Raw genomic sequence first — 12,138 nt, 5'->3', positions numbered from 1 at the left:
GCGGCGATGTCGGTGTAGCCGGCCTTGGCGATGTAGGCGTCGATGGCGAGCTTGGTGCGCACCGCGTGAAGCCGCGAGCGGGTCACCACCATCGCCTTGGCCTTGCCGCCGATCTCCCGGGCGATCCGGTCTATTGCGCGATCGACAGGATTATCGCGCAACACGATCAAGAAGTATTTGAAGGTTGAGAGCCCGCCGAGCTACCAGCGTCAGGCCCCGCCGGTTCGGCACAAACTGTGCGACGGGTTTGATCTTCGGCTTCAGGACCTGTTCGATCAGGACCAGAAGCGACCACGCCGGGATCGGCGGACGGCCGTGAGGCTTTATGAGCAGCTCGTGGTGGAAGGCTACACCGGTTCCTATTCGCCGGTTCAGCGATTTGTCCGCGATCTGAAGCGGGCCGGTGCCGGTTCAGGCGAAGCTTTTATCCCGCTGCATTTTGCGGCAGGTGACGCGCTGCAATTTGACTGGAGCGAAGAACGGGTTGTCCTGGGTGGTATCGAGCAAAAGGTGAAGGTTGCCCATTTCCGCCTGTGCCACAGCCGCAAGCCCTTTGTCATGGCCTATCCCGGCGAAGCCCAGGAGATGGTGCTGGATGCCTTTGTGCAGGCGCTGTCTTTTTATGGCGGGGTTCCACGCCGTGTGATCATCGACAACCCCAATACCATGGTGACCTATGTCTCGCGCTCGAAGGATCGGATATTCCATCCCCGGTTCCTGGCCTTGATGAATCACTACGTGATGGAGCCGGTGGCCTGCACGCCCGCTGCGGGCTGGGAGAAGGGGCAGGTCGAGAACCAGGTCCAGTTTTTGCGAGGCCGATTGTTTGTTCCCATGCCAGCCTTTGATGATCTGGATGCGCTGAACAATTGGTTGCGGCTACGCTGTGAGGAATTGGCAAACCGGGCTCATCCCGAGCAATCAGATCGCACAATTGCACAGCTGTTCGAGGACGAACGCGCCGAACTGCGCCCTCTGGGACGAGCATTTGACGGATATGTGGAAAAAACCGTTCGTGTTCGCTCCACCTGCCTGGTCCAATATGCCAGCAATCGCTACAGCGTGCCGTCCCGGTTCGCGGGGCAACATGTGTCGCTGCGCGCCTATGCAGGCCGGATCGTGCTGGTGTCGGGCCAGGATGTCGTCGCCGAGCACAAGCGTCATTTTACCCGCAATGTCAGCTATTTTGAACCTTGGCATTACGTGCCGCTGCTGGATCGCAAGCCCGGCGCTCTGCGCAACGGGGCACCCTTCGTGGACTGGCAACTGCCCGATGCCATGCATCGGATCGCCATCATTCGCATCGTCGAGTGCAGTCTGATCCTGCCCGAATGCGAGCTGTGCTTTACGCGTCATTTCGAGCCTTGCCAAAACAGCCCCGATATTTCTGCAGTTTACTCATTGGCTCGGGCAATTGAACAAGCCCCACGCACTGGAGCGCGAACTTGAGGGGCACACCACCTGAATCGCTGCTCGCTTGCGATTGTCTTTGCTCGCACGTCGGCCTTGATAATCGGTATTTGGACGAAGAAGACGATCTGAACGATTTGATGATCGTTTGAATGTCCGATCATGCCGTTTCTGCTCACTCGGCTCGCACCGGCAGCGAACTCACACTTTCCACCGTCTATGCGGTGACGCGACCGGCCCAAAGCCGATATCCAGCGGCCTCCTTCGATGCTGCGCTGCGGCCCGTCAGACCGGACTTTCGCCGCAACAGCACAATTATCTAGCCATTGGATGACTGGATTGCGGGCCAATTTGGCTTTCGTATGAATATCCTGTCAGCGTTCAGACTGATCGATACAGGCGTATATTCGCGACAGCCACCTCAGCCTGAAACTCTCGACCGATCGCAAGAATGCCGATCCTCCTTAGATGTGCAGGATCAAAACTGGCATCGGTCTTACGCGCCTCAACCGCGTCAAACGCAACCCGACGGCTACGCCACTCCGGCGAGGCAATAAAGTCAGATCGAAACGACTCCCAAGGCTGCGTCAGTTGGTCTGTGCGCAAGCGAATATCATAGAGCTCGCCGTTGCCGCAGGTTTCAAGCTCAATGCCATCCCAATCACTTGCATCAAAACCGGCGCCATCGTGGCGGAGGTCGAAGGCAATCTGAACGAAGCCACCGTTGTTGTCCAACGAGACACCACCGCGCAGCACGGTAGCCATGCGCCCCCTATACATCTCCCGCACCATACCTCCGCTAGAAACACCGCCCATAACTCCGTCCGCGACGAATTCCCATTCTGGTTTTAAATCCATCTCCCACGTTCCCTCCTAATCGTCATTCTCACGACTTTGACACCATGCCTGAACACTCACAATGCGGAAGCGAAAGTGAAGCGTGTAATCGGATATCAAGGTATACTAGCGCCCATATCTGCCTCAGCCATTATTGGTTCCACATTTTCCAAAGGTGCCATTCGCCGCGTTTCAGGACACTAGTAGGTTGGGCGCGAAGCAGCCATCTGCCACTGTGCAGCACCGCGACCCAAGGTCCAACATGACATCGTCACTCATGGCCCTCAGAAGACTTTCGCCGGGTTACTGGATGCTGCAATGCATCTTCACCGAACCGGAGTTTGATCTATCGCGCAGCATTTTGCTGCAACGGATGAATGAACCCCCACACCGCGCGTATGACACGACGCAAAGCCCTGCTCGACCCGCCAATTGAAGATCTATAGAATGAGCTTAAGCACAATGTGAGGGAGATATGCAGATGCGAGGAATTTTTTGGGGCCCAGTGCTGGCAATGATTGCCACCACCGCCTTGGCTGAAGAGGTGGGCATTTCAGCCGACACCATGAGCGTCACAGTCCAGACGGCTGATGGTGCTGTTGAGATCATGCGCAATCAGGATCCTGAAGCGCGTTTGGGGGAGCCTTGGGTCAAAACCTCGCGGCCCTGTCCCAATTTCTGCATCCAACCAATGACCCCGGCCCCGGGCGTCACGACCATTGGCGAATTGGAGCTTCTAGAATTCCTGCAGTCCGGTGAGGCTGTGCTTGTCGACGGTCGAATCCGTCCGCAATATGAGGAAGGCACCATTCCCGGTGCAATCTCTATCCCCTATACCGAGGCCGCCGACAGACTGGGTGAACTGGGATGCGAGATCGATTTCGACGGCTGGATATGCGAAGCTGACACGCAAGCTGTTGTGCTGTTCTGTAACGGCCCTTGGTGCGGCCAGTCACCGACCGCAGCACGCCGCATGATCGAGGCGGGCTTTCCCGCGGAAAAGATCTTTTACTACCGGGGCGGCATGCAAAATTGGAATATGCTGGGGCTGACTGTCATGCCGGGTGCTTCCTGACGCGGCCCAGCACAAGGCCGATTTACATATCCATCTGGTGGGTTGTTTTGAAACCGGTCAAATCAGCTCACCATAGCAAAATCCACTGAAGACGAGGGAGCGGCGTTCGGCCCAGAGCATGCGTAATTGGGCTGCCCCTGTTCAGAGGTCGAGCTCCCGTTATTATCACAGTCAGACTGTGAACAAGGGAGATGAATGATGGAATATTTTGCCGGTTTGGATGTGTCACTTCGCTCACGTGCCATCTGTGTTGTTGATGCCAAAGGCAAGGTGATGCTCGAAATGGAACTCCCTTGTGAAGTCGGCGATATCGCCGACTACTTGAATAGTTTCGGCCATCCGATCGAGCGCATTGGTTTTGAGGCTGGCACGCTGAGCCAGCATCTCTTTTATGGTCTGACCAGTGAAGGCTTTGATGGGTCTTGTCAGAACAAATTGGGTTGAGGCTGGCAGGACGGTTTCGTAGCGTCCGTCCATGACAAAACGCGACCCTTTCAAATACTTTCACAGCAGCCCCGCGATCATCCGCCTGGCGGTCATGATGTACGTGCGATTTCCACTTTCGCTTCGCAATGTCGAGGACCTTCTACACGAGCGCGTGATCGACATCAGCCACGAAACTGTCCGCTTCTGGTGGAATAGATTTAGCCCGGTGTTCGCCGCTGAAATTCGCAGAAAACGCGTGCGGCAGATGCGGTCGTATTCGAACTGGCAATGGCATCTTGACGAGGTTTTTGTAAAGATCGGCGGCGAGCGGCACTACCTGTGGCGCGCGGTTGATCACGAGGGCGAAGTGCTGGAAAGCTTCGTCACAAAGCGACGGGATCGCAAGGCAGCATTGAAATTCCTCAAGAAATCAATGAAGCGCCACGGACGTCCTCATATCTTGGTGACAGACAAGCTTCGATCTTATGGCGCTGCAATGAAAGATATCGGCAATGCCGACATGCAGGAGACGGGCCGTTGGCTGAACAATCGGGCCGAGAATTCGCACCTGCCATTCCGACGACGAGAACCCGCCATGCAACGGTTCCGCAGTATGCGATGTTTACAGAAATTCGCCGCCATTCATTCCTCCGTCTGCAACCATTTCAACCAGGAGCCTGCGCTCTACAGCAGAGACAATTTCAAGGCTAACCGAGCCGCTGCTCTCGCCGAGTGGCGCCAGCTTTGCTCGACATAGGTTCCGGAATATAGACACATACTGAGACTGGTTCGAATTGGTCTGACAATACCCATCGAAATCTTGGGGCTTCTCCCGAATGACTGCCAGGATTTGCCGGATCATCGTGTTGTCGGGTTGCGCGTTCGCGATCAAGGATAGAATGCCTTGAAAACTAGGACACAAAAATGTCGCAACCCATCTTGAGCTCATTCGACCAAAGAAATAGGCAATTAGTGAAATTCCAAAGGCGTCGATGTAAAACCGACGCCTTTGGTCGTTTTAGTGGGAATTAGCGCTCCAGCGCCGCGACACCCGAGAAGCGGAAGGCTTCCACTTCCAATGCGTCGATCTCTTCAGCACTCATCTGGTCATGGGCTACAGTGATCCGCCCAAGGAAGACCAATGGGAGTTCAGCCTGCCGCCCTTCAAGATCAGCCCTGATCGCTTCAGCTGTTGCTGCGCCAACGTCATCGCCCATGCGCATTGGCGTGGCATCCAGTTCACCGCGCCGGATTGCGTCGAGTTCGAGACCTGTACCACCCCAGCCTGTTGAAAAGATCTCGGCTGTTTTGTCGACTGAGAGCTGGGCTTGTACTGAACCCATTGCCATCGAGGTATTGGCGTTGTGGATCACTGTGGCTTCTGGATATGCTTGAAGGATCAAGGACGTTCCCTCGAATCCTCCTTCGGTCTGGTATTCGCCATAGTGTTCATAGACCGTCGTCCAGTTTCCCTTTTCCTCGACGCAGGCTTTGAAGTCGCCAGAGCGTTGATCGTCGGTAATTCCAGGAATGCCGCGATTCAGTGCCATCGTCACATCATTACCGAGTCTGCCGAGCATATAGTCGCACATCGTCAGGGCACCGGCAGCAGATGAAAAGTCGAACCACATGTCGGGTTGGTTCTCGAGATATTTGAGGGGTGTATGGAACGCCCAGACGTAGGTGGCAAACCCGTCGTTGCCGCCGAGCTTGTCGATGTTGTCCGCCTGAATCGCCAATTCGGATGGACCAAAGATCACATAGTCATAAAGATCCGCATCCTGTTCGACCTGTGACGCATACGTGGCCTGAAGCGAGTGTTCGATTTGACGGCTTGCAAATTCGGTCGTCTCGTAAACGATGCCCAACTGATCAAGTCGCTTTGTCATGGCGAGGTAGTTGCGCGCCCAGAAATCCGATGTATCTGCCGACGGATAAATCATGGCGATCTGGATCGGGTTTTCAAGTGTCCCGGCAAATGGGACCGCATCGGCAGCAACTGCGGCTTGAAGCGCCTCCAGTTTGCCTTCGGCATTCACTTCATCGGGTACCCAGTAATCGCGATCCGCGATCCCCGGCAATTCGACGAGCGGCAGCATGGCGTGCGCATCGGCTAGCGCCGCTCCTGCCACCGAACAAACGGCCGTTGTCGTGGCGAGACATTTCAGTAGATTCTTCATTGTAGTCCTCCCTGTTGACGGTTTGGGGCTTGTCGGCGTGCACTGGGCTCAATCCCGGCGCACGCCCATGTTCCGTATCACCCGCTAGGTGTCGGATCCGTTGCCAGCCCAGCCCCAATGGCGAGCAACAGGATAAGTGCAGCAATCAGAAGTCCGGCAAATCGCAGCATCTTCTGCGCTTCTTTGCTGCGCAGCGCGGCCATGAAGCTTTGCGCGCCGTCCCGGTCCTTCTTTTGCATCCAGGTGTAAAGTGCGACAGAGCTGACGATGACGACGCCCGACGCGACTGATTGCCAGAAGAATTCGATCCGCAGTGTTACCAGTGCGTTGATCATCATCGACAACAGCAAGACACCCGCAAGAGAGCCGACCATCGCCGCGCGACCACCGAAAAGTGACGTGCCGCCAACCACAACCGCAGCAATGACGTGCAGGTTGAAATAGGGCGCAGAAGTTGCCTGTATCGCGTTCAGTTTGCCGGTCAGCATCACGCCCGCAAGTGCAGCACATGCACCCATCAAGACATACGAATAAACCTTGTGGCGATCGACCGCGACGCCGGTCATTGCCGACGCTTCGGGGTTCGACCCGATCGCGATCGTATATCGCCCGAAATGCGTTTGGGTCAGTGCCCAGTATCCCACAGCCATGGTCAGTAGACCGATGATGACAGGAATAGGGATAAAGCCGGGGATTTGCCCACGACCGATATCCGTCAGCAAATCGGGGAAACGCGCCAGTACCAGCCCTTTCGCGATCACCAGTGCCAATCCGCGATACACCAGATCCATAGCGAGCGTGCCAATGAGATCGGGCACCTTCAGTCGCGTGATGACAAGCCCGTTCACGAGCCCCATCAATGCACCCAGCGAAATGGCAATCGGCACGGCGACCCAGACCGGAAAGCCATATTGTTTTATGAGAAACGCCATGACGATCCCTGAAAGGGCCGCGATCGATCCGATCGAAAGGTCGATTCCGCGCTGCGTGATGACAAATGTCATCGCCATCGCCATCGGCATGTACAGTGCTGCATCAAGCAGGATCAGCGTCATGTTCGATGTGCGGAAATAGCGTGCGGGTTCCACAATCGCCATAAATATCAGGATGGCGAGGATCATGACCATCGGACCGATAATAGCCAGATAAGGGTCCATCCGTCCCATCAGCGTCTTGTCATTCGGATTTGTTACTATGGTTGTCATGGTCTATCCCTTTTCAAGCCGCGACGTCATGCGCGCCGACAATCATGCCAAGCACGTCTTGCACTGTGCTGTCGGCAGTGTGCACGACACCGACACCGCGCCCGCGGCGCTGCACATGGATGCGGTCCGCGACCTCGAACACGTCATCGAGCGAGTGGCTGATGAGTATGACTGCCAGCCCCTGTTCACGTAGGGCCTTGATCAGTTTCAATGTGCGGGCGGTTTCCTGCGGCCCAAGTGCCGCGGTTGGTTCGTCCATCACCAGAACACGCAGGTCGTCGTGATAAACGGCGCGGGCAATCGCCACGGCCTGACGCTGACCGCCTGAAAGGCTGTCAGTCGGCACATCCATCGAACGTAGGCGCACGCCGAGCCGTTCGTCCAGCACCCTGGCAGCTTCGGATTTCATCCGCTTGTTATCCAACACGGCAATCCCCAGAAAGCGTTTGGTCAGCTCGTTGCCAAGAAACATATTCGCGGCTGGCGTCAGATGATCGGCCAGCGCAAGTGTCTGGTAGACGGCATCGATCCCTTGATCGATGGAGTCTGAATGGCTTGCCATTTCAAGTTTCTCGCCATCCAGAAACATTTCGCCTTCGCTGGGTTGATAGACTCCGGTCAGTATCTTGATGAGCGTGGATTTACCGGCACCGTTGTCACCAACGATGGCCAGCACCTCGCCTGCGTAGGCATCAAGATCGACATCCTGAAGGGCTGTCACGCCACCAAAGCGCTTTGTGATACCACGCATCTTTACAAGGGGTTCGTTGGACATTTTTTCCTCTCTTTCGGCCAAGCCGTCGTTCTTGTCGGATATATTTAGATCCGGTGACCACCGGCCGACCTCCCAGCCGTGTCTCGCTTGCCCCAAAACGCCGCGTGGGCCTCAAGGTACGCTTTGCTAGCATTGGGCTGTCCAGACCATAAGTCAACAAAAATGTTATCGATAACTAAAGTTGACTGAACCGAAATAAATGTATTTGAAAACAATACTATATGCCCTGCATAGGCTGTACTTGTGGCGGCGCTTCAAGAATTAGCGCCAGTCGCTATCGGCGTGTTGGGACCGGCTTTGTGGAAAACACTCGCGCCATGGCAACGCCCAAGGTTGAGCGCCTAGGTGATTGACCGAATCGCTTGATGAAAGCCTTTGCCAGCGGCAACAAATCCACCTTTGTCGTGGCAAGTATTTTGGAGCTTTGCAGCACGCCGTCCCGACCGTTAAAGGACGGTTCTACAGCCGTCCAGTGCTGCCGACGGCGATATCTTGGATTTCGGTGGCTACGGATATTGCGCCAAGAAAGGCCTGCAAACCGCCAGCATAACAGTGCGCCCTTCAAGGGCTTAATTCGCCCAAGGCCCGTGATTCCCCGTTGTCCCGTCATCCAATCGCGCAAAGCCATGCAGTCCGAAAAAGTCCCTTTGACCCTGAATCATGTTGGCGGTTCCGCGTGCCGTCCGCATCGCATCGAAATACGCGAGAGCCGCCGCATGAGCAGGTACTGCAATGCCATGCATCGCTGCCGTCGCGACGACCTTGCGTAGCGCGTCATGGGTTTTGGCAATCTGCGCCGAAAAGAAAGGCGCCGCCATCAGGGAGCGTTGCGGGTCCTCGGTAAACGCGCTGGCCATGTCATCAAGCATCGCAGAACGGATGATGCAGCCTTCGCGCCAGACGCGGGCGATCGCAGGTGATTGCAGGTTCCAGTCAAATTGGTCAGAGGCCGCCCTTATCATGCGAAAACCCTGATCGTAGCACAGGATCTTGCCGCAGATCATCGCCTGTTCCATCACCGCCAATGGCAAGTCATCGGGATTGATCGCCTTGGGGCCGGTGCCGAATAGCTTCTCCATTTCCGCCCGTTCGTCGCGGCGCGCGGACAGGTTGCGGGCAACGACAGCGGCCTCGATCACTGGGATCGGTGCGGCTAGATGCTGTGCCTCTATCGCGGTCCAGCGCCCGGTGCCCTTTTGACCTGCCGCATCGACAATCACGTCCAACAGCGGTGCATTTGTGGCTTCGTCCACAACGCTTGCCACTTTTCCCGATATTTCAACAAGGTAGGATTTCAACGGTCCCTTGTTCCACTCAAGAAACACGTCCGCGATCTGTGCCGCGTCCATCCCGAGCCCGTCGCGCATCAACCCGTAGCTTTCGGCAATCAATTGCATGTCAGCGTATTCAATGCCGTTATGCGCGGCCTTGACGAAATGCCCTGCGCCTTCTTCCCCCATCCAGTCGGCGCAGGCGATATCGCCAAACTTTGCTGAGATGGCGGTGAGAATGTGTGCCGCCCGCTCCCAATGGGCATTTGGTCCGCCGCCCATGATAGCGGGGCCGTTGCGCGCACCTTCTTCGCCACCTGACACGCCGATCCCAAGAAAGGGCGACATGATCGACCGCATTCTGCGGTTGGTGTCGTGGAAATTCCCGTTACCTGCATCTATGATCAGATCATCTGGACCGATGAGTTCCGCTAAGGCGGCGATTTGTTCATCCACTGGATCACCCGCAGGCACCATCAGAATGACGATCCGTGGCACTTTGATCGCGGCAACGAAATCTGCCAGACTGTCCGTCGGTGAAATCCTATCTGCCAGCACCCCCGCTGATTTGGCAAAGGCGTGGGTGATGGATGTGGTGCGGTTGAACACCACGATATCAAAGCCCTTTTCTGCAATGTTCAGCGCAAGGGCAGAGCCCATCGTTCCAAGGCCAATCAGGCCGATTTCACTATGGCTCATGGTCGTTGAATTCCCTGCCGGTTGAGTGTGATGCGATAAAGGCTTGTCGTTGCCGTGATATAAAGTTCGTGCTTGGCGCGGCCACCAAAACAGATGTTGGATACCAGCTCCGGCACAAGAACCTTGCCCATCAAGTGCCCGTCCGGTGCGATGCAATGCACGCCGTCTGCGGCCGATGACCAAAGGTTCCCATCGGTGTCGATCCGAAATCCGTCACTCGCACCGGGATCAATCGTGTGAAAATGGCGTCCACCCGACAGTGCCCCGTCCGCCGCGCAATCATAGACCCGAAGATGCTGTGCATCGTCTGAAAACATCCGGCCCGTATCAGCGACATACAGCAGGCTTTCATCGGGTGAAAAGGCCAGCCCGTTGGGGCAGTTCATATCACTGACCATCACCTCCAAAGCGTGCGTATCAGGGGTATACCGATAGACAACGCAGGGGTTTTCCTGATCCGCTGCATAACCTTCGTAATTTGTCATGATCCCGTAGTGCGGATCGGAAAACCAGATTGTGCCGTCTGATTTCACGATCACATCATTGGGTGAATTCAGCGGTTTGCCATCGAAGCGGTCAGCGATAACCGTGATGGATCCATCGTGTTCGGTGCGCGTCACGCGGCGCGCGCCATGTTCGCAAGTGATCAGGCGACCCCGCAGGTCACGGGTTTGGCCATTGGCATAGTTTGATGGTTCTCTATAGGTTGAAATACCCGCGCCGGGTGTCCAGCGCATGATCCGATTATTGGGAATGTCCGAAAACAGAAGGCAATCCGCATCGCCAAACCAAACCGGCCCTTCGACCCAGTCGAACCCCGTTGCCAGCTGCTTAACCGGCGCATTCCCCAGCACGTAGGTCCCAAATATCGGGTCAATAATCTCAAAGCATGACATTGGCTGGATTCCTCCGTTGTTTGGCGTATAGTTATCGATAACATTTTCATGCGTCAAATCCTCAGGAGGAAACATGGCATTTTTCACGACAAGATCACAGCTGACCCATGCGGGCACCATGGCCATGCTGACTGCCGCCATCGCCAAGGCGGAAGAGATCGGCCAGCCGCAATGCATTGTGATTGTAGATGCAAGCGGAGGGCTTTTGGGGGAGATTCAAATGTTGGGAGCGAAGTTTCTCAGCCGCAAGAGCGCGTTGTCAAAGGCGCTGACCGCAGCCTCAATCGGTGCGCCTAGCACAAAGATTCCAGAGGCTGTACGCACCAATATAGGACTTGCGACAGGTGGTACTGTGACCGGTCTCTCAGGCGGGCTGCCAATCATGATCGACGGTGATCTTGTCGGCGGGATCGGGGTTGGATCGGGCAGCGGCGATCAGGATATCGCCGTGGCCGAGGCAGCGCTGGCTGCGATTGGTGCGACACGGTGACCATTGCGTTTCTGGGCACCGGATTGATGGGCGCACCCATGGTTCGGCGCCTTGCGAAGGCGGGTCATCGTGTCACGGTCTGGAACCGCACGATGGCCAAGGCGCAGGCTTTGGCCGACGTGGCGATAGTTGCACCCGATCCCGTCGCAGCGGTGAAAAGCAACGATGTTATTATCACGATGCTGATGGATGGGCCGGCCACGCGCGATTTGCTGCAAGGTCAAGGCGTCATCGCCGGCTGCATGCCGGGCAGTGTCATCGTGAATATGGGATCGGTAGACCCGGCAACGGACAAGGCATTGTCGCTGGCCGCGCAAGCCCGCGGTCTGGGCTATCTGGATGCGCCAGTATCCGGAGGCGTGGTGGGTGCCGATGCAGGCAACTTGTCCATTTTCGTGGGTGGCAGCCCGGCGGATGCCAGCAAGGTGCAGCATGTTTTCGATGCGTTGGGACGGGCGACATTGATTGGGCCGGTCGGGTCAGGCCAGATTACCAAACTGGCCAATCAACTGATTGTTGCCACGACCATCGGCGCGGTTGCCGAGGGTCTGCGTCTGGCCGAAGCCGCAGGATGTGATCCGGCCTTGGTGCGGGACGCGCTGAAAGGTGGCTTTGCGGATAGCAAGATCCTTGACCTGCATGGTGCCCGCATGGTGGCGGGTAATTTCACCCCCGGCGGTCGGTCTGTGGCGCAACTGAAAGACATCGACAATGCACTGGCTGTCGCCGCAGAGACGGGGCTAGACCTGCCCCTGTCAAATCAGATCGCCGCCGGTTTTCGGGATTTCGTAGCAAACCATGGCGGCGGCGATCTGGACCATTCGGCTTATTATCTATGGCTCACGCAGCGTCAGAAAAATTGATCTGCGCTTTC

Annotated in this window: 12 protein-coding genes; 6 read left to right on the top strand and 6 right to left on the bottom strand. The window is 56.3% G+C overall.

Annotated elements, in window-relative coordinates; genetic code table 11:
- Nucleotides 1-96: 96 nt before the first annotated feature.
- Nucleotides 97-1,449, top strand: coding sequence for an IS21 family transposase (gene istA / locus R6T97_RS14950; protein WP_410350085.1), 1,353 nt, complete (start codon nt 97-99; stop codon nt 1,447-1,449).
- A 342-nt stretch (nt 1,450-1,791) separates the two neighbouring features.
- On the opposite strand, the gene R6T97_RS14945 is transcribed toward istA, so the two are convergent.
- Nucleotides 1,792-2,268 (bottom strand): CIA30 family protein, encoded by a 477-nt coding sequence (locus R6T97_RS14945; RefSeq protein WP_410350084.1) that lies wholly within the window; start codon nt 2,266-2,268, stop codon nt 1,792-1,794.
- A 460-nt stretch (nt 2,269-2,728) separates the two neighbouring features.
- Here R6T97_RS14945 and R6T97_RS14940 point away from each other — a divergent pair, with 460 nt between their 5' ends.
- The 3 genes from R6T97_RS14940 to R6T97_RS14930 all read left to right on the top strand — a co-directional run bounded on the left by R6T97_RS14940 (nt 2,729) and on the right by R6T97_RS14930 (nt 4,505).
- Nucleotides 2,729-3,322, top strand: a complete 594-nt coding sequence (locus tag R6T97_RS14940) for a rhodanese-like domain-containing protein (protein ID WP_410350083.1) — start codon at nt 2,729-2,731, stop codon at nt 3,320-3,322.
- Between the two features lie 195 nt (nt 3,323-3,517).
- On the top strand, nt 3,518-3,766 hold the full coding sequence (locus R6T97_RS14935; protein WP_410350082.1) for a hypothetical protein: 249 nt from the start codon (nt 3,518-3,520) through the stop codon (nt 3,764-3,766).
- Between the two features lie 31 nt (nt 3,767-3,797).
- A complete protein-coding gene (locus tag R6T97_RS14930; RefSeq protein WP_410350081.1) occupies nt 3,798-4,505 on the top strand; it encodes an IS6 family transposase in 708 nt (235 codons plus the stop codon).
- A gap of 271 nt (nt 4,506-4,776) precedes the next feature.
- Here R6T97_RS14930 and R6T97_RS14925 read toward each other — a convergent pair whose 3' ends face one another.
- The 5 genes from R6T97_RS14925 to R6T97_RS14905 all read right to left on the bottom strand — a co-directional run bounded on the left by R6T97_RS14925 (nt 4,777) and on the right by R6T97_RS14905 (nt 10,774).
- Nucleotides 4,777-5,928 carry a substrate-binding domain-containing protein gene (locus R6T97_RS14925; protein ID WP_410350080.1) on the bottom strand — a complete coding sequence of 384 codons (1,152 nt, stop codon included), beginning with the start codon at nt 5,926-5,928 and terminating at the stop codon, nt 4,777-4,779.
- A gap of 77 nt (nt 5,929-6,005) precedes the next feature.
- Entirely contained in the window at nt 6,006-7,133 is a 1,128-nt protein-coding gene (locus tag R6T97_RS14920) for an ABC transporter permease (protein WP_410350079.1), read from the bottom strand.
- Nucleotides 7,134-7,146: 13 nt separating this feature from the next.
- The gene (locus R6T97_RS14915; RefSeq protein WP_410350078.1) at nt 7,147-7,908 is read right to left on the bottom strand and encodes an ATP-binding cassette domain-containing protein; all 762 of its coding nucleotides are present in this window, start codon (nt 7,906-7,908) and stop codon (nt 7,147-7,149) included.
- Between the two features lie 569 nt (nt 7,909-8,477).
- Nucleotides 8,478-9,878, bottom strand: coding sequence for an NADP-dependent phosphogluconate dehydrogenase (gene gndA, locus R6T97_RS14910; protein ID WP_410350077.1), 1,401 nt, complete (start codon nt 9,876-9,878; stop codon nt 8,478-8,480).
- Complete coding sequence (locus R6T97_RS14905; protein WP_410350076.1) at nt 9,875-10,774, bottom strand: SMP-30/gluconolactonase/LRE family protein; 900 nt, start codon at nt 10,772-10,774, stop codon at nt 9,875-9,877. Before R6T97_RS14905 ends, gndA begins: the two co-directional genes overlap by 4 nt.
- A gap of 73 nt (nt 10,775-10,847) precedes the next feature.
- Between R6T97_RS14905 and R6T97_RS14900 the strand changes: the two genes are divergently transcribed.
- Both R6T97_RS14900 and R6T97_RS14895 read left to right on the top strand, forming a co-directional pair.
- On the top strand, nt 10,848-11,264 hold the full coding sequence (locus tag R6T97_RS14900) for a GlcG/HbpS family heme-binding protein (protein WP_410350075.1): 417 nt from the start codon (nt 10,848-10,850) through the stop codon (nt 11,262-11,264).
- Nucleotides 11,261-12,127: an NAD(P)-dependent oxidoreductase gene (locus tag R6T97_RS14895; protein ID WP_410350074.1), complete on the top strand. Its 867-nt coding sequence runs from the start codon at nt 11,261-11,263 to the stop codon at nt 12,125-12,127. The genes R6T97_RS14900 and R6T97_RS14895 overlap by 4 nt, the downstream gene beginning before the upstream one ends.
- Nucleotides 12,128-12,138: the final 11 nt, after the last annotated feature.

This window comes from Yoonia sp. (assembly GCF_046498525.1).
Lineage (GTDB): Bacteria > Pseudomonadota > Alphaproteobacteria > Rhodobacterales > Rhodobacteraceae > Yoonia.
The sequence above is the reverse complement of the archived record's forward strand: the minus strand, read 5'-3'. Positions and strand labels throughout refer to the sequence as shown.